Origin of the sequence: Xanthomonas theicola (genome assembly GCF_014236795.1) — a bacterium.
Classification (GTDB): domain Bacteria; phylum Pseudomonadota; class Gammaproteobacteria; order Xanthomonadales; family Xanthomonadaceae; genus Xanthomonas_A; species Xanthomonas_A theicola.
This window is the reverse complement of the sequence record NZ_CP049017.1, coordinates 61,068-78,295: the sequence shown is the minus strand read 5'-3', so window position 1 is coordinate 78,295 and position 17,228 is coordinate 61,068. Positions and strand designations below refer to the sequence as shown.

Here is a 17,228-nt window from a genome sequence, read left to right as displayed (position 1 = left end):
AGAAACCATCTCGTGATGAACTTATATTATGCCGCTCCCATTCAGCAAAAGACAGCCCCCCAATTATTATTACCAAATTTATGATGAGAAAAATTTCAGCGCGTCATATAGGCTGTAATTTTCATTTGAATTCCCAATCGCAACTATCATAAATATTGGTGCGACTATCCCCCTCCGAAAATGTGGAAAATCTTAATATACCAAGGAATATTAAATTTTTTCATATCCATCCCTAAAAATTATGCGTAGCCTCGAAACCGACACCTACTGTTGCTGCCATGCCCATTTTCCAACCAATCAAATTTGGATCAACTGCCGAGTCCAATCCGATTCCACCGTATTCGGTCCACACAACTCGCCCATTTTTATCCAATCTTTGAGTCCCACCGTAGCGTAAAGTGCCTCCAGCACCCACAGGTCCCATAGCTAGCGCACCCTCGGCGTATACACCAATACTATTACTTCCAGGACAGGCATGTGGATCAGGTGCACTTCCGAAAGGATCTATTGGACCGGCCAGATTTCCGTAGACACTCAGTCGCCGCTCTGCGCGTAGCGCCTTTCAAACTCTACCGGTGACACGCCGCCAGCGGAACCATGCCGGCGGATCGGGTTGTAGAACATCTCGATATAGTCGAACACGTCCGATGCCGCCATGGCGCGTGTCGGGTAGATCCGACGCTTGATACGTTCCTTCTTCAAGACGCTGAAGAAGCTCTCGGCCACGGCGTTGTCATGGCAGTTCCCGCGTCGGCTCATGCTCGGCACCATCCGGTGCGCCTTCAGGAACGACTGCCAATCGCTGCTGGTGGACTGCCAGCCCTGGTCGGAGTGCACCATCACGCCAGGACCGGGCTTGCGCCGCCACGCCGCTGCCACCAGTGCCTGCAGCACCAGATCGCTGGTCATTGTCGAAGCGGTTGCCCAACCCACGATCTGGCGCCAATACAGCTCCATTACCGCTGCCAAGAACAGCCAGCCCTCGTAGGTGCGGAGATAGGTGATGTCCGTGACCCAGACCTTGTTCGGGGCCTGCGGAATGAAGTCCCGGTTGAGCACATTCGCCACCACGCCGACCGGACCTCCCCGCTAACGCGGCTTGCTGCCGTAGCCAACCTGCGCTCGCAAGCCTTCGGCCTTCATCAAGCGCCGCACCCGGTGACGGCTGCAACGCTCGCCGGCCTCACGCAGATCCAGGGTGAGCTTGCGATAGCCGTACACCGCGCCGCTGGCCAGCCAGTGGTGCTTGATCAGGCCCAGCAAGCGCTGGTCCTCGCGTTCGCGGACGCTGGTGCCGTTGCGCAGCCAGGCCTAGTAACCACTGCGATGCACGCCCAGCACCCGGCACATCGTCGCCAGACGAAACTCCCGGACGTGCGCACGCATGAACGCGTACTTCGCCCTTACCCCTTGGCAAAGTACGCGGCGGCTTTTTCTAGGATGTCGCGCTCCTCGGTTACCCGCCTCAGTTCGGCCTTGAGCCGGCGAATCTCCGCTGAGTCGGTCGACGCCGCTGCAGCGCCGGCTGCCGGCGCCATCTTCCTGGCGGCCTGCACCCACCCGTATAGCGTGTGCTTGGGAATCCCGATTCGGGAGGCCACATCCACCACCGTGAAGCCGCGTTCGATCACCTGCTTCACCGCCTCGGCCCGGAACTCATCCGTGTACTGCTTGCTGTTGCCCATAAACACCTCGGTCATTGCCATCAATTATGGCGTCCGGATGTCTACGAAAGGCTGGCCGGTCCACCCTTCAGCCTGGTGCTCGGCATCATCATCGCACTGGTCATCGAGTCGGCTTGGCGTCAACGGTCAGTGCGGCTCGCACTCCTTGCTTTGTGCACTTGCATCTGGAACGCCACCGTCTTGCAAGTGATTATTTTATCGATCGGGTGGTTGCCGGACGAAAGCTTTCGCTACAACTCGGCCGGCGCGATTCCGCTCTGCCTCATGTTGTTATTTTTCTTCGGCGAGCGCTTCGTACTGGATCGGGAAGAATCCCAGCGCGAACAGCGCAGCGCGATTGCTCAGGAGCGCGCCCGCATTCTGCAAGACATGCACGACGGCATGGGGGATCAGTTGATCACAGCCAAGCGTCTGGCGCTCAGACCCGAGGTCGATCGTCACGACCTGGCGCTGGTGATCGACGAGTCTTTGCAGGATCTTCGCCTGATCATCGACTCGCTCGATTTGCGCGAGGGCGATCTGCTGCCGTTGTTGGGCAATTTACGTTTCAGGCTGGAACCCCGATTGGCCATGCTGGACATACGTCTGAGCTGGGAGGCGCAGCCTGTCCCTGCGTTGGAAGCCTTGAATCCGGCGGGTGCGCTGGCGATTCTGCGGATCGTGCAGGAAGCGATCAACAATGCCTTGCGCCATGCGCAGCCACACCATATTCGGCTGATGGTGTTTCCCGATGGCGCCGATGTCCTGATCCAGATCATGGACGATGGCAAAAGCTTTGCGCCGGAGCAGATACGAGCAGGACGCGGATTGACGGGGATGCGAATGCGCGCAGACAGGCTGGGTATCGTGCTGGGCATTGAAAGCTGCCCGACGACGGGAACGGTGGTGAGCTTGCGTATTCCTACCAAGCTTCACGTCTGAATCGATACCTCCGTCACTGTTGACAGGGGCGGAGGCTGGATCGGCCGACTTCGCCGCCAGAGCGTGCGCCAGCAAGCGGGGCACTGTGAATTGAGGTTAACGAAAAGCCTTGGCACACAGTTTTTTGGGCACAGGACACGTCTTGCGCTTCCAAACCGCCACCACCGCCTCGTCGCGCTCTATGGCACGGCGTTCTGGTTTTTGCGAGATTGAAGCCCATCGCGCCCCGCAGTGCCAGACGTGTACTTGGCTGAAGCGCACCCCATACGGCCGATCGATGAGCACGCCCACTCGCTTGAGCGTCCACAGCTCAGTTCCGAAACGTGGGCCATGGCGCCCTGGAGCAAGGCAGCGCGCAGCCCGTCAAGCTGTTTGCCATCGAGTTGCGCGGGCTGCCCATGCAGCGCAACGCTGCAATGCCGCCTTCATCCAGGCGCAGCCTTCCATGTGTAGGAGGTCTGGCGCGCCACGCCCACGGCCTGCGCCGCCTAGGCGGGCGTCTTGTCCGCCAGCATCAGTCGTCCTGCATGCACCCGCTTGCGTGTGGCTTCGTCCATCTTGGCCATGTACCCATCTCCCGATCAGACATTTGATCGAATAGCGTGCGACAGCGGTTTTGGTTGTCATGGGTTCCGCAATTCTCATTAGGGATAGTCTGATCAACGCGGTCGGAGGATGAGGCAAGCCATATCGACCACGCCCACGGCGCTCAGACTCTCGGTTTTTCGCCGTCTCCGGCGCATTTTCGGGGTATTGCCCGGGTTACAGGCCCACCCTCCCCACAACAGGCATCAACTGCTTTGGCTTCATCCACAGGTTCGACAGCGCAAACAGCGTCAGCACCTGCGCCGTGTTCTTCGCCAGGCCGCGATTGCGCACCTTGACGTAGCCAAACTGACGCTTGATCACCCGAAACGGATGCTCCACCTTCGCCCTCAGGCTGGCCTTGGTATGTTCCCAGCGCTCGGCCCGCTTCCGTTCGCGCTTGTTCCTGATCTGCTTCAGCTTCGAGGGCTTCTCCGCGATCAGATAGCGCAGCTTGCGCTTGCTCGCCATCTCCTCGCGCTTGGCCGGCCCGGTATAGCCGCTGTCGCCGCATACCGTGTCTTCCTTGCCGTGCAGCAGCTTGTGCGCCTGGGTGATATCTGCGGCGTTGGCCGCCGTGCATTCCACGTGGTGCACCAGCCCGGACTCATCGTCCACGCCGATGTGGGCCTTCATCCCCAAGGAGGACTGATTGCCCTTCTTGGTCTGGTGCATTTCCGGGTCGCGCTCGCCGTTCTTGTTCTTGGTCGAGCTGGGCGCGGCAATGATCGTGGCGTCCACGATGGTGCCGCCGCGCAGGCTCTGGCCCTTGCGCGACAGGTGCGCATGAATCGGGTTGAACAGCGTGCGCGCCAAATCGTGCTGCTCCAGCAACCGGCGGAAGTTGAGGATCGTGGTCTCGTCCGGCACCTCATCCAACCCGCCGATCTTGGCGAAACGGCGCATCGACACCGTGTCGTACAAGGCTTCTTCCGCCCCCGGGTCGCTCAGTGCGTACCACTGCTGCAAAAAGTGGATGCGCAGCATCGTCTCCAGCGGGTATGGCTGCCGGCCCGGATGGCCTGACTTCGGATAGTGCGGCGCGATCAGTGACAGCAGGTCCTTCCAGGGCACCACCTGATCCATCTCCGCCAGGAACACCTCGCGCCGCGTCTGCTTGCCCTTGCCGTTGTACTCCGCGTCGCCGAAAGACAATTGCATAGTCGTTGTCCCGGTGGGCTTTGTACGATTGTCGCAGGATCAGGGGGAGTTGTTCAGACCATCCCTAAAGACACACGACCGCCAGCGCACGGATCGCGCTGCGCCGCACAGATCCTGGGTTGGATGCGATCGCCCAGTCGACAGAAAACCGGCGGGCATCGCTGCCCGCCGGTCGCATAAGCGCCGAAGCGCTATTGTTTACTGCACGCAGGTGTTGACCGTGTTCTGCGCCGCGGCGTTGATGCCGCCCAGATAGGCGAAGCCTTGCGGTAGCGCCGGGCGCGCGCTGGTATTGTAGAAAGTGTTGTACAGGTCCTTGAGCGCCTGCACGTGCGCGGCGCCGCCATTGCCGCTGGTGAAGCCGGCCAGGTAGGTGATCGCGGCGATCGGGTAGGCATTGGTGATGGAGGTGTTCGGATTGACCAGGCGCACGCAGTTCTTCACCGCGGCGCTACCGTTGCCCGGCACGGCGTTGACGGTCGCGCCGTCGAGCACGCGGCCGCTCAGCAGCGACGCCATCGGCAGGTTCACCGGGGCCGGATTGCCGTTGGCGTCCCTGCCGAAGTTCTTCGGATCGAAGCTGTTCACGGTCACATACTGTGCCTGTTGCAGCAGCACCTCGCCGATGTCGGCGTAGCCCAGTGCGGCGCTGTTGCCGCGCACCGCGGTCACCACGCCGTTGTTGCTGCCGGCGCCGATCGCACGCGAGCCGTACACGCCATTGACGCCGCCTGCCGGCAGCGCCGCGTCGAAGGTCTGGTTCGGACGGAAGACGAAGCCGGACGGCACGTTGTTGCTGCCGTTGCAGGTGCGCGTCAGGTAGCTGGTGAAGGCGAAGCTGGTGCCGCTGCCGTCGGTGCGGTAGACGATCTTGATCGGGCCGCTGGTGCCGCTGCCGGCCACGCTGCTCCAGTCGCTGACCAGGCCCGAATAGATCTGGCAGATCTGCGCGGTGCTCAGGTCGAAACTGGCGGTCGGGGTGCTTTGCGGCAGCGCGATCGCCCCGGCCAGGGTCGGGACTTGGAGGATGCCAACGCGGCCGGCGTTGCCGCCATTGAGGAACGCGTTGTAGTCGGTGGTGCTGTATGGCGCATCGGTGCCGATGAAGTCCGGCGTGGCGGAAGCGGCGCTGAGGCCCGCCGGTGCGGTGCGGAAATCGTTGCAGGCCTGGTTGGCGGCGGTGCGGCCGGCCACGGTGGCCTTGCCGACGCCGCTGCCGGTCTGGCAGTACGAGACCTTGTTGCTGCTACGGTTGCTGTATGCCAGGAACACCGAGCTGCTGCCCAGCGCCACCGTGTTGGCGCCGTTGCCGGCGCTGTTGCCGGCATTGGTTGACAGGCGTGCGTTCGGGGTCACGCCGGTGTAGCTGTCGCCGACATAGGCCGGCGCCGGGAAGGTGGCACCGCCGCCATACAGGTTTTCGGCCGCCATGGCCGAGCCGGTGGACAGGGCCGCGATCGCGAGGGCGACCGCGCTGATAAGGGGCGAGATGCGAGAGGAATGGAAGGTGAGCATTTGCCTTTCTCCTTGGTGAGAAAACGACGGAATGGATCCAGGGGGAATTCTTGACCTGTAGCTGACCTGTCACGTGCTAGCGCCATCGACTGGCGCCGACAAAGGCTGTGCTCGGCAGATGATGCTGCGGCGACATCCGTCAGAAGATTTTCTTACCTGTGATGCGCGGCGTGGAATCGCGTGTTCAGTCGTGCCGCTGACATAATTTTTCCTGATTATCGCCAACTATCAGTGATCAGTCGCAGGATCTGAGTCTTGAATGACCCACGCTATGACCGCCTGGAGCCAAGGGGGCCGGTCATGAGCATCAACGCCGCGCAATTCCAGCCGGGCGTGTCGATGGCCGAGTTCATCGAACGCTATGGCGGCCAGGGCAAGTGCTACCACGCCCTGTCCCGATGGCGTTGGCCGCACGGTTTTCGCTGCCCTGCCTGGCAGGGCAGCCGGTGTTTGCGCTTCGGCCGGGCCCGGGTGCGCTGCTACGCGTGCCAAGCTTGTCACCACCAGGCCAGCCTGACCGCCGGCACGCTGCTGGAGAACACCAAGCTGCCGTTGCGCACGCGGATCGCAGAACAGGCCGCCGTTGGTGATCGCCGTGCAGACCGACGCGCCTGACCAGCCTCCCACGTTTGCGGTGATCGAACCGGTACGCGGCTTGGACGATGCCTCGCTCAAGGACTGGATTGCGCGCCGCTTGGCGCCGGAGTGCGAGGTCGACCGCGATGGCCTGGCGTGTTTCGGCCGGCTCGAAGAGGCCGGGCATGCCCACACCACGCTGCAGGCCGGGGGCGTGCGGCCACCGAAGTGCCAGGGGCGCATTGGGTCGACGTGGTGCTGGCCAATCTCAAGCGCGCGATCAGCGGGGTCTATACCCGATCCGGCAGGCCCAGTATGCCCGGCGCTACCTAGTCTTATTATGTCGCTAGATAAGGGGATTCAGGAGTGCTCCCTCAAGCAGCCTGACTCCGATCACGACGGCGATTGCCCAGCGTCACGTCGCTATCGAGTTGGTCACGTGGCGCTGAGCGCGTTGTGGGCGCGCCGCGTGGGAGGTGATTCTCGGGTAAGGCAGGTTGCACGCATCGTGACGGTTTTTTTTCGATGCGATCCGCGCAAGCGTTCGGTCACCAGATAGCGGTGTTGACAACGACACGCTCACCGTCACTTGGCCGTTGTCCTGCTTGCCGATCTCACCGCCATACGGTCGGGCCACGCCCACCGAATGCCGCCCCTTCTTGCGAAAACCCGTGTCGTCCACGATCCAGTACACATCTGCCTCCAAATCCATCCGGGACGAGACCTGCTCGCGGACCCGCGCCAACACCGCTTCATCGGACCAATCCGACTTGGCCACGAAGTGGTGCAAGGCTTGATGCCGAGCGCGCACCCGCAACGGATCCACATGCGCCGCCAAGGGTTCCACGCTCTTACGCTCCAGCGGCAGCATGCATCCGCTGCAGTCGCCGCGCAATCCCGCTGCGCGATTAGCATGACCGAGCGCACCGCACAGCGCATCCAGATACGCTGAAGAACGCACCGCGTTGCCCAATGCCACCATGACGATCCCATTGTTTCGTGGGTTATCGAAAGGATGCTTTATTTATGACACAGTAGAATCAATGGGGACATTTGTGCAATGTAATCCCTATTAATTTTTCCTGGTTAGCCCTGACCTTCAGCCAGCCGTCGCAGGATCTGCGCCGCCCTGAGTTGATGCTGCTGTCATCATGAAGACAACGAGGTGGCGTGATGAGCATCGATGCGGTGCAGTTCCAAGCGGGATTGTCGATGCCCGAGTTTTTCGCGTCCTACGGCGCCGAGGCCAAGTGTTACCGCACTCTTTACAAATGGCGGTGGCCGCAAGGGATTTCGCTGTCCCTGCTGTGCTGGGCGGGCGCGGTCGCGTTGCAAGCGTGGTGCTGCGATCTACGACCAATGCAGCGCGTGCCGGCATCGGACCCGTCTGATGGCAGGCACGCTGTTTGCCGGCGCCCAACTGCCGCTGCGCGCCTGGATGCTGGCCTTGCCCCTGTGGACCTGGACCAAAACCAATCTGGCCGCGCTGGAGCTGATGCGTCATCTGGCGGTCAACGACAAGACGGCCTGGCGGATGAAGCACAAGATCATGCAGGCCATGGCCGAGCGCGAAGCCACGCGGAAACTGTCTGGTGTTGTGCAGATCGACGATGCCTGTCTGGGCGGCGAGCGTCACGGCGGTCAGGCCGGGCGCGGATCGCAGAACGAACAATCGTTCCTGATTGCGGTGTAGACCGATGCCACCTTCACGGCGCCGAGTCGTGTGGCGATCGCGCCGGTGCGCAACTTCGACAATGCCTCGCTCACGGATTGGACTGCGCGCCGCCTGGCGCCCGAATGCGAGGTCCATACCGAGGGGCTGGCCTGCTTCCGCCGCCTGGAGGATGCCGGCCACGCGCACACCACGCCGGACGCCGGCAGAGGGCGTGCTGCAACCGAAGCGGCTGGCGCCCGCTGGGTCAATGGGGTGCCTGGCAACCTCAAACGCGCCATCCGCCGCGTGTCTCACGCCGTCGCACAAGGCAAATACGCAAGGCGGGTATCTGGCCGAAGCCGCCTACCGCTTCAATCGCAGATTCCAGTTGCGCGAGCTGCTGCTGCGACTTGCCAACGCCATGATGCGGTGCATGCCTTGTCCGCAGCCGGTTCTGCGTGCGCCTAGCAATTCCCACAACTGAGAGTCAGGGCTAATCAGGTAATTTTTCAAATTGGCTTGCATTTTAAATTCGTTCCTTCCGGGCCCTCGCCAGCCGATCCCGCACCGCCGCCCGCGCGCAGCGCCCGTGCTGCCGCAGCGAAGGCCGATTCCTCGGCAGCGTATCCCCTTGCTGCTGCTCCCGGCGCCGGCGCGGCGATGAATCGCCTGGCGCCGCTGTCGGTCCGTTGCCGTGCCGGGAGCCGCTGGTGACCAGTCCGCGCGCGCCGCCCGGCAAGCCTGCGGTCCGCCTGCTCGGCGACGACGATGCGCTAGCCTACTTGCGGATGGGCGACGGTGCCCCGGTGCTGCTGGTGCATGGCGCCCTGTGCGACTACCGCTATTGGGCGCCGCAGCTGCGCGGCCTTTGCGAGCGGTTCGATGTCGCCGCGCTGAGCCTGGGCCAGTACTTTCCGCGGCTGCAATGGTCGCTGCGGCATCGCTTCGGCTGGCGCTGGCATGCGCAGCAGGTCGCTGCGTTCGCCGCCGGCTACGGGCGACCGGTGCATCTGGTCGGGCACTCGCGCGGCGCCGCCGTGGCCTGGCAGGCCGCGCTGCAGCGCCCGGCCGCGATCGCCAGCCTCAGCCTGTTCGATCCGGGCGGGCCGCAGCCGCAGGGCCTGCCCGCGGAAGTGGCGGCGATCCGCGCGCGGGCGATCGCGTTGCTGCATGCCGGACAGGTCGAGGCGGGTCTGGAATGCTTCGTCGATTCGGTCAGCCAGCCTGGCGCTTGGGCGCGCAGCAGCGCCTCGTTCCAGCAGATGGTGTGCGACAACGCGCAGACGCTGGTCCCGCAGATCGGCGACGCGTTGCCGGCCTACGACCGCGAGCAGGCCATGGGCATGGCGGTGCCGGTGCTGCTGGTCAGCGGCGAACTGAGCCCGGCGCAGTACCGCGACAACGCCGCTGCGCTCGCCGACTGGTTGCCCGATGCGCGCCACCACGTCCTCGCCGGCGCTTCGCACGGCATGACCCTCACTCATGCGCGGCGCTGCAATGCCTTGCTGACCGAATTCGTGACGTCGACATCGGGCTGAGGCATGCGTGGTAGGTGGCTGCAGCGTGGGAAAGCGCGGCCTGACGTGGTAGTGACGCTAGCCCGCCTCGCGCAGCGCATCGCTGCCAGGCGCCAAAGACCCCGGCCGCACCGTTGCCGGTTCGCCGCGATCCAGCTGCGCCCATAGCTGATCGCCTCGGTGAGGTGGGGCGTGGCGATCGCCTCGCTGCCGTCCAGGTCGGCGATCGTGCGCGCTACGCGCACGATGCGATGCAGCGAGCGCGCCGACAGCCGCAGGCGGTCGATGGCGTGTTCCAGCAGTGCTTCGTCGCGCGGCTGCAAGCGGCAGTCGCGCAGTGTCTCGCCGTGGCCGAGCTGGCCGTTGGGACGACCGGCGCGGGTCAGTTGGCGCTGCCGTGCCTGTTCCACCCGGGCGCGCACAGCGGCGCTGCTCTCGCCGGTAGGCGCGTCGGCGCGCAGCGCCTGCGATGGCAGCCGCGGCACCTCCACGTGCAGGTCGATGCGGTCCAGCAAGGGGCCTGAAATGCGCGCGCGGTAACGGCGCACGCTGTCGGCGGTGCAGCGGCAGCGGCCGCTGGGGTCGCCGGCCCAGCCGCAGGGGCAGGGATTCATCGCCGCGATCAATTGGAAGCGTGCCGGGAACTCGGCGCTGCGGGCGGCGCGCGACACGGTGACCTGGCCCGATTCCAGCGGTTCGCGCAGGACCTCCAACGCATGCCGGTTCCATTCGGGAAGTTCGTCCAGGAACAGCACGCCGTGGTGCGCCAGCGAGATCTCGCCGGGGCGGGGCTGGGTGCCGCCGCCGACCAGCGACACCGCGCTGGCGGTGTGGTGCGGCGCACGATATGGGCGTTGCCGCCAGCGCGCCGGGTCCAGGCCGCGGCCGCTGACCGAGGCGATCGCCGCGCTTTCCAGCGCCTCGGCCTCGCTGGCGTCGGGCAGGATGCCGGGCAGGCGCGAGGCCAGCAGGGTCTTGCCGCAGCCCGGGCTGCCGATCAGCAGCAGGTGGTGGTGGCCGGCGGCGGCGATCTCCAGTGCGCGCCGCGCCTGCGCTTGCCCGCGCACGTCGCTCAGGTCGGGGAACGGCGTGGCCGCGGCCGGCAGGGCTGCGGCCGCCGGCAGGCTCTTGGCGCCGTTCAACTGCGCGCAGACGTCGAGCAGGGTGCGTGCAGTGAACGCCTGCACGTGCTGCGCCAGCGCCGCCTCGGCGCCGTTGCCGGCCGGCACGATCAGCGTGCGACCGGCCTGGGCGGCGGCCAACGCCGCCGGCAGCACGCCATCGACCGGTCGCAGTTCGCCGGTCAGGGCCAGTTCGCCGAGGAACTCGTAGTCATCCAGCGCCTGCGGGTCGAGCTGCCCGGCGGCGGCGAGGATGCCCAGTGCGATCGGCAGGTCGAAGCGGCCGCCTTCCTTGGGCAGGTCGGCGGGAGCCAGGTTGATGGTGATGCGCCGCGCCGGGAACGCGTATTGCGCGCACAGGATGGCGGCGCGCACCCGGTCGCGCGATTCGCGCACCGCCGCCTCGGGCAGGCCGACGATGTGTGTGGCCGGCAACCCGCCGGACAGATGGACCTCGACCCGGACCGGAGGCGCGAGCACCCCCGCGCGGGCACGGCTGTGCACCAGCGCCAGGCTCATGATGGCGGGCGGTCAGGCTTGCGCGGACGGTACGTCGCCACTGCGCGCCGCTTCCAGCGCGGCGACGCGGCGTTCCAGCGCTTCCAGCTTCTCGCGGGTGCGCAACAGTACCGCGCGCTGCACTTCGAACTCCTCGCGGGTGACCAGGTCGAGCTTGCCCAGCCCGGCCTGCAGCGCGCCCTTGAAGGTGCTGTGCAGTTCGTCGCGGGATTCGCGCAGGCCCGGCGGCACCAGGTCGCTGAGGCGGCGGGCGAGTTCGTCGAGGTGGTTGAGGTCGATCATGGCGATGCTCCGGCAGGTGGCCCCAGACTGCGGCACCCTGTGGTTCGGTGCCATCGGTGCCGGGCGCGGCGCGCTGTCGGAAAACTCCGGTGATGAGCGCGCGGTCATTTGAACCCGGCGGCCGGGCATCGCGCAACCGCGTTATGCTGACGCCAGTGTGATTGGAGAAAGCCGCATGAAGATGATCATGGCCGTGATCAAGCCGTTCAAGCGCGACGACGTGCGCGAAGCGCTCGCCGCGCAGGGCGTGGCCGGGATCACCGTCATCGAGGTCAAGGGCTTCGGCCGGCAGAAGGGCCACACCGACCGACGCTGTACCGCGGCGCCGAGTACGTGGTCGATTTCCTGCCCAAGGTGAAGCTGGGAGTGGCGGTCGGCAAGGACCAGGTCGAGCGCGTGCTCGAGGCGATCGTCAAGGCCGCCGGCACCGGCAAGATCGGCGACGGCAAGGTGTTCGTCTACGACCTGAGCACGGTGCTGCGGATCCGCACCGGCGAACTGGATGCGGACGCACTGTCACCCGGGCGTGGCGCCGCGGCGATGCGCGCGGTGCCGGACGCTGCCGCTGCTGGCGGCGTTGATCCTGGCCGGTGGAACGGCTGCCGGCGCTGCACCCGGACCAGCGCGAGGATCTGCCGCTGGCGACAGCGATCGCGCGATCTATTTCGTGGTCGGCGACGACGGCGAACGCGGCGCTGGGAAAGCCGGATCAACACACTGTACGCGCGGCCGATGAGCGCGTATCGCTTCGGCTTCCGTCCCGACGGCCGTTTCGACACCCTGCAGGAAACGCCACCGCCGCGCTAGCGCGCCGCATCATCGCGGGAACGCGCGTCGAGGCGCACAGGGGCCTTCGCGACACTGCCCGCGTCGCGCCCGGCGCCGTCGCGCTATCGCGCGGCGCCGGCTCTGTTCGGTGGGCAGCGCTGGCGCTGCCGCCGCCATGGGCTCATCCGGCCAGCGCTTCGGCCACGAACGGCGGCAGCACCTGGGTGCCGGTGTGCAGATGCGCGCTGTAGTAGCGCGTGGCGAACGGCTTGGCGGCCGCGTCGTCCTGGCGGAAGTCGAATCCGCCGTGCTTGCGCGCCAGGGTCACGCTCCACCAGCCGGTCGGGTAGCACGGTTGCGGGAACGGCACGGTGTGGAAGCTGGCGAAGCCGGCCTTGCCCATCTCGGTGCGCATTTCCTTGATCAGGTCCAGCAGCGCCAGCGGCGATTCGGACTGCTGGACTAGGATGCCGTCGTCCTTCAGCGCCTTGCAGCAGCTGTCGTAGAAGGCCTCGTTGAACAGACCTTCGGCCGGGCCGACCGGGTCGGTGGAGTCGACGATGACGATGTCCACGCTGCCGGCCGGGCAATTGGCCATGTAGGCGATGCCGTCGTCGAACAGCAGCTCGGCGCGCGGATCGGCATTGGACTCGCACAGTTCCGGGAAATGCTTCTCGGCCATGCGCGTGACCTGCTCGTCGATGTCGCACTGGGTGGCGCGCTCCACGCCCGGGTGCTTGAGCACCTCGCGCAGGGTGCCGCAGTCGCCGCCGCCGATGATCACCACGCGCTTGGGCGCGGCGTGGGTGAACAGCGCCGGGTGGCTGATCATCTCGTGGTAGAAGAAGTTGTCGCGCGTGGTCAGCATCACCGCGCCGTCGATCACCATCAGCTTGCCCCAGTCGGTGGTGTCGTAGATCTCGATCTTCTGGAACGGCGACTGCACCTCGTCCAGCTTGCCGGTGATGCGGTAGCCGATCGCCGAGCCGGTGGGCTGGAAGTGTTCGATGTACCAGTTGTCGTTGGCGCTCATGCAGGGGTCCTAAGAAACTGAAAAGAATGCAGGCCGTTCCTTCTCCCGCCGGGGGAGAAAGTGGCGCGAGGCGCCGGATGAGGGGAGGGCGCAGCTTCGTGCAACCGAATCGCGCGATGCCATGCCCCACCCTTCGCCGGATCATGCAGGGCGCAGCCTCGTGCACTCAACGCGGCACGGCGCCCGAACCCTCACCCGGCTCCGCTCCCGCCGGGGCGAGGGGCGTCAGGCCGGCGCGGATTGTAACGGAGCCCACGCGTAGCAGGCGTTACAATCCACGCCCTTTTTCCCGCCGAGTCCGCCCCGATGAGCGACTGGTCCCTCGACCAAGCCCGCAAGACCTATTCGATCCCGCACTGGGCCGATGGGTACTTCGACGTGGATCCGGCCGGCCGGGTGGTGGTGCGCCCACAGGGCGCCGAGGGCGTGGCGATCGCGCTGCCGGAAGTGGTGGACGCGGCGCGCGCGGCCGGCGCCAAGCTGCCGATGCTGGTGCGTTTCCCGGACATTCTCGGCGAGCGCCTGGGCAAGCTGCAGGCCGCCTTCGCCCAGGCCCAGGCCGACTGGGACTATGCCGGCGGCTATACCGCGGTGTACCCGATCAAGGTCAACCAGCATCGCGGCGTGGCCGGCACCCTGGCCGGCCACCAGGGCGAGGGCTTCGGCCTGGAAGCGGGCAGCAAGCCGGAACTGATGGCGGTGCTGGCGCTGTCGCGGCCGGGCGGGTTGATCGTGTGCAACGGCTACAAGGACCGCGAGTACATCCGCCTGGCGCTGATCGGGCGCAAGCTCGGCTTGCAGACTTTCATCGTCATCGAGAAGCCGTCGGAATTGAAGCTGGTGCTGGAAGAGGCGCGCGCGCTCGACGTGAAGCCGGGCCTGGGCGTGCGCATGCGCCTGGCCTCGCTGGGCGCGGGCAAGTGGCAGAACAGCGGCGGCGACAAGGCCAAGTTCGGGCTGTCGCCGCGGCAGGTGCTGGACCTGTGGAAGACGCTGCGCGATACCGAATACGCCCAGTCGCTGAACCTGCTGCACTTCCACATGGGCTCTCAGATCTCCAACGTGCGCGACATCGCCAACGGCATGCGCGAAGCCACGCGCTATTTCGTCGAGCTGTCCAAGCTGGGCGCCAGGATCAGCCACGTGGATGTCGGCGGCGGCCTGGGCATCGACTACGAAGGCACCCGTTCGCGCAGCTACTGCTCGATCAACTACGGCCTGCATTCCTACGCCAGCAACATCGTGCAGCCGCTGGCCAACGCCTGCGAGGAGCACGGCCTGGCGCCGCCGCGCATCGTCACCGAGTGCGGCCGCGCGATGACCGCGCACCATGCGGTGCTGATCGCCAACGTCTCGGAAGTGGAGCAGGCGCCGGAAGGGCGCGTGTCCGACGCGCGCGCCGACGAGCCGGCGGCGATCCGCCACCTGCGCGAGATCCACGACGAACTGGACGTGCGCCCGGCGGTGGAGCTGTTCCAGGAAGCGCAGCATTTCCATGCCGAAGGCCTGTCCAGCTACGCGCTGGGCCAGATCGACCTGCCGCAGCGCGCGCGCATCGACGACCTGTTCCAGGTGATCGCGCACGCGGTGCGGAAGCGCCTGAGCAGCGAGGAGAAGAGCCACCGACCGGTGCTCGACGAGCTCAACGAGCGGCTGGTGGACAAGTACTTCGTCAACTTCAGCGTGTTCGAGTCGATTCCCGACGTGTGGGCGATCGACCAGGTGTTCCCGATCCTGCCGATCGAGCGGCTGGACGAGGCGCCGGCGCGGCGCGGGGTGATCTGCGACATGACCTGCGACTCCGACGGCATGGTCAAGACCTACGTCGAGAACGAGAGCCTGGATTCCTCGCTGCCGCTGCATCCGCTGCGTCCCGGCGAGCCGTACCGGATCGGTTTCTTCCTGGTCGGCGCCTACCAGGAGATCCTCGGCGACATCCACAATCTGTTCGGCGATACCGACGCGGTGGAAGTGGCGGTGGACGGGAATGGCTACCGCATCGCGCAGCAGCGTCGCGGCGACACCACCGACGTGATGCTGGACTATGTCGGCTACCGCCTGGACGACTTGCGCGCCGCCTACGCCGAGCGGGTGGCCGTCGCGCAACTGCCGGTGGAGCAGGCGCGGGCCTTGTCGGCGGCGCTGGAAGCGGGACTGACCGGCTACACCTATCTGTCGGACGAACCGCTGGGGTGAGGATCGCGGCGCGCACGCCGCGTCGTGGCTGACATAGGTGCGATCTGCGTGCTGATCGGGTCTGTGGAGACACTGAGATTTCCAGATAAGATTGCCCGGCGGATCATCATTGCAAGGAGCGTGTCATGGCATTCAAAGGACGTCTGGTATTGGTCGGTGCTCTTCTCATCGGCGCTTCGGCGCTGATCGGCTGCAGCCAGCCACCAGCCGGGCAGGACGTTGCCTCGAAGCCGGAGCCGGCGGCGGAAAAGCTGGAAATCAACGAGATCGTTGTACGGCCTGTCGGCAAGGCTTCGGACACGCCGCTGCGTCCTGCCTTCCCGAAGGACAGGCTGGAAATTGCGTTCAAGACCAAGGGGAGCGCCGCGCGCGCGGAATTGTCGGTCAAGATGATCGCGCTGGCCGGCGGCAGAACCGTGAGGACGGACAAGGTGCGACTGAGTGCCGCGAACGCGCCAGTGCCCAGCATGTACTTCGAGCCTTCGCCTGAATGGACGCCTGGGCGTTATCTGTTCGAAGTCAGTTTGAATGGCCAGCTTGCCGGTAGCCAGGAATTGGAGATCTTTCCGGAGGACGTGGCGGAACCGGCCAGGCCCTGAGTCTTGCGCGTAGCGCTATGGCGTACTGAGTGTCCGCAGAAACGCGGCCAGTTCGCGCTGTTCTTCCACGGTCAGCTTGATCGGCTGGCCGCTGGCCAGTCCACGGTAGTACAGTTCGTGCTCGATGGCTGCTTCCAGCGTCTGGATGCTGCCATCATGCATGTAGGGTGCCGTGCGCGCGACGTTGCGCAGGCTGGGGGTCCGGAAAGCCCCCAGATCCCGCGGATCGGCAGTCACCGCGAAGCGCCCGAGTTCGGCGACGTCCGCGTCCGCCAGCACCAGCGGGCCGATCGGCTCGCCGGCTTGGTGCGCTTTCTCGACCCGTCGATGCAATGCGCGGATGTGACCGGCGATGCGCGCGAAGCCGACGCTGGCGTGATGGTACCGTCCGTCGCTGAAAGCGTTGTGCCCACCATTCGGTACGTGGCAGCCAGCGCATTGCGCTTTTCCCTGGAACAGGCGTAGGCCACGCGCGGCCTCCTCGCCGAGTGCGGCAAAATCGCCCGCGCGATGCGCGCGCTCGAACGGACTCGATGCATCGTCCAGTGATTGCAGATAGGCAGTCAGTGCGGCAGCGACATCCCCCTCTTCAACGTGTTCCCCGAACGCCTCGCGGTAGTCGGCTTGCGCAGCGATGCGCAGCAACGCAGGTGCAAGGCTGTCGTCCCCCATCTCCCTGGGGTTGCCGAATGGCTGCATCACCGCGCGCGCCAGTGTGCTCTCGCGGCCGTCCCAGAATTGCGGGCCGCGATCGGCCACGCCGATCAGGCTGGGGGCGTTGCGGGTGCCGAGGCGGCCGAACGCACCAGCCGAAACCGCGCGGCCATCGGTAAAGGCAAGCCTGGGGACATGGCAGGTCGCGCAGCTGGTGCGTCCATCCGCGCCAAGCCGCGCGTCGTTGAAAATCCGCTGACCGACGTGGACCAATCGCGCCTCGCGAGAGGCGGATTTCCGATCATCGCGTGTGCAACCTATCAATATCAGAAGAAGAAACCATGACGACGCGACGTTCGCAATGAAGCGCCCGGTTGCAAATCGCATCCCTTGTGTCCGCCTTGACAACACCCCGATCCGACTGTAAATCATCGGCCCAGGA

At 65.5% G+C, this 17,228-nt stretch carries 9 protein-coding genes and 7 pseudogenes; 7 read left to right on the top strand and 9 right to left on the bottom strand.

The genetic code is table 11. The features are described 5' to 3' along the window. Positions 1 to 534: 534 nt before the first annotated feature. A pseudogene (locus G4Q83_RS00370) lies at positions 535 to 1,685 on the bottom strand (IS3 family transposase). A gap of 75 nt (positions 1,686 to 1,760) precedes the next feature. On the opposite strand from G4Q83_RS00370, the gene G4Q83_RS00365 reads away from it, so the two are divergent. Next, positions 1,761 to 2,606 carry a sensor histidine kinase gene (locus G4Q83_RS00365; RefSeq protein WP_185817306.1) on the top strand — a complete coding sequence of 282 codons (846 nt, stop codon included), beginning with the start codon at positions 1,761 to 1,763 and terminating at the stop codon, positions 2,604 to 2,606. A gap of 120 nt (positions 2,607 to 2,726) precedes the next feature. On the opposite strand, the pseudogene G4Q83_RS22750 reads toward G4Q83_RS00365, so the two are convergent. The 3 genes and pseudogenes from G4Q83_RS22750 to G4Q83_RS00350 all read right to left on the bottom strand — a co-directional run. Then, positions 2,727 to 3,172, bottom strand: a pseudogene (locus tag G4Q83_RS22750) (winged helix-turn-helix domain-containing protein); the annotation flags it as partial. A 196-nt stretch (positions 3,173 to 3,368) separates the two neighbouring features. Next, a complete protein-coding gene (locus tag G4Q83_RS00355) occupies positions 3,369 to 4,352 on the bottom strand; it encodes an IS5 family transposase (protein WP_128421805.1) in 984 nt (327 codons plus the stop codon). A 198-nt stretch (positions 4,353 to 4,550) separates the two neighbouring features. Next, positions 4,551 to 5,867, bottom strand: a complete 1,317-nt coding sequence (locus G4Q83_RS00350) for a PstS family phosphate ABC transporter substrate-binding protein (RefSeq protein WP_128421806.1) — start codon at positions 5,865 to 5,867, stop codon at positions 4,551 to 4,553. A 300-nt stretch (positions 5,868 to 6,167) separates the two neighbouring features. On the opposite strand from G4Q83_RS00350, the pseudogene G4Q83_RS22745 reads away from it, so the two are divergent. Next, a pseudogene (locus G4Q83_RS22745) lies at positions 6,168 to 6,775 on the top strand (transposase); the annotation flags it as partial. Positions 6,776 to 7,005: 230 nt separating this feature from the next. Here G4Q83_RS22745 and G4Q83_RS00340 read toward each other — a convergent pair. Beyond that, positions 7,006 to 7,425 (bottom strand): annotated as a pseudogene (locus tag G4Q83_RS00340) (transposase); the annotation flags it as partial. 191 nt (positions 7,426 to 7,616) lie between these two features. Between G4Q83_RS00340 and G4Q83_RS00335 the strand changes: the two are divergent. Both G4Q83_RS00335 and G4Q83_RS00330 read left to right on the top strand, forming a co-directional pair. Continuing rightward, positions 7,617 to 8,581: pseudogene (locus G4Q83_RS00335) on the top strand (IS1595 family transposase). A gap of 226 nt (positions 8,582 to 8,807) precedes the next feature. Next, positions 8,808 to 9,635, top strand: coding sequence for an alpha/beta fold hydrolase (locus G4Q83_RS00330; protein WP_185817305.1), 828 nt, complete (start codon positions 8,808 to 8,810; stop codon positions 9,633 to 9,635). A gap of 57 nt (positions 9,636 to 9,692) precedes the next feature. Here the strand turns inward: G4Q83_RS00330 and G4Q83_RS00325 are convergent. Together G4Q83_RS00325 and ubiK are read right to left on the bottom strand one after the other, a co-directional pair. Next, positions 9,693 to 11,254, bottom strand: a pseudogene (locus G4Q83_RS00325) (YifB family Mg chelatase-like AAA ATPase). A gap of 12 nt (positions 11,255 to 11,266) precedes the next feature. Further along, the gene (gene ubiK, locus G4Q83_RS00320; RefSeq protein ID WP_128421114.1) at positions 11,267 to 11,536 is read right to left on the bottom strand and encodes a ubiquinone biosynthesis accessory factor UbiK; all 270 of its coding nucleotides are present in this window, start codon (positions 11,534 to 11,536) and stop codon (positions 11,267 to 11,269) included. A gap of 175 nt (positions 11,537 to 11,711) precedes the next feature. On the opposite strand from ubiK, the pseudogene G4Q83_RS00315 reads away from it, so the two are divergent. Beyond that, a pseudogene (locus G4Q83_RS00315) lies at positions 11,712 to 12,052 on the top strand (P-II family nitrogen regulator); the annotation flags it as partial. 433 nt (positions 12,053 to 12,485) lie between these two features. Here the strand turns inward: G4Q83_RS00315 and speE are convergent. Beyond that, complete coding sequence (gene speE, locus G4Q83_RS00310; RefSeq protein WP_128421115.1) at positions 12,486 to 13,337, bottom strand: polyamine aminopropyltransferase; 852 nt, start codon at positions 13,335 to 13,337, stop codon at positions 12,486 to 12,488. 306 nt (positions 13,338 to 13,643) lie between these two features. On the opposite strand from speE, the gene speA reads away from it, so the two are divergent. Both speA and G4Q83_RS00300 read left to right on the top strand, forming a co-directional pair. After that, positions 13,644 to 15,533: an arginine decarboxylase gene (gene speA / locus G4Q83_RS00305; RefSeq protein WP_128421116.1), complete on the top strand. Its 1,890-nt coding sequence runs from the start codon at positions 13,644 to 13,646 to the stop codon at positions 15,531 to 15,533. Positions 15,534 to 15,658: 125 nt separating this feature from the next. Then, complete coding sequence (locus G4Q83_RS00300) at positions 15,659 to 16,132, top strand: hypothetical protein (protein ID WP_128421117.1); 474 nt, start codon at positions 15,659 to 15,661, stop codon at positions 16,130 to 16,132. Positions 16,133 to 16,147: 15 nt separating this feature from the next. On the opposite strand, the gene G4Q83_RS00295 is transcribed toward G4Q83_RS00300, so the two are convergent. Beyond that, on the bottom strand, positions 16,148 to 17,173 hold the full coding sequence (locus G4Q83_RS00295) for a cytochrome-c peroxidase (RefSeq protein ID WP_158255050.1): 1,026 nt from the start codon (positions 17,171 to 17,173) through the stop codon (positions 16,148 to 16,150). Positions 17,174 to 17,228: the final 55 nt, after the last annotated feature.

Bases quoted from the DNA above. Each gene is read 5' to 3' on its own strand.
- G4Q83_RS00295 (WP_158255050.1), bottom strand. From the start codon at position 17,173: ATGCGATTTGCAACCGGGCGCTTCATTGCGAACGTCGCGTCGTCATGG.
- ubiK (WP_128421114.1), bottom strand. From the start codon at position 11,536: ATGATCGACCTCAACCACCTCGACGAACTCGCCCGCCGCCTCAGCGAC.
- G4Q83_RS00350 (WP_128421806.1), bottom strand. From the start codon at position 5,867: ATGCTCACCTTCCATTCCTCTCGCATCTCGCCCCTTATCAGCGCGGTC.
- G4Q83_RS00355 (WP_128421805.1), bottom strand. From the start codon at position 4,352: ATGCAATTGTCTTTCGGCGACGCGGAGTACAACGGCAAGGGCAAGCAG.
- speE (WP_128421115.1), bottom strand. From the start codon at position 13,337: ATGAGCGCCAACGACAACTGGTACATCGAACACTTCCAGCCCACCGGC.
- speA (WP_128421116.1), top strand. From the start codon at position 13,644: ATGAGCGACTGGTCCCTCGACCAAGCCCGCAAGACCTATTCGATCCCG.
- G4Q83_RS00300 (WP_128421117.1), top strand. From the start codon at position 15,659: ATGGCATTCAAAGGACGTCTGGTATTGGTCGGTGCTCTTCTCATCGGC.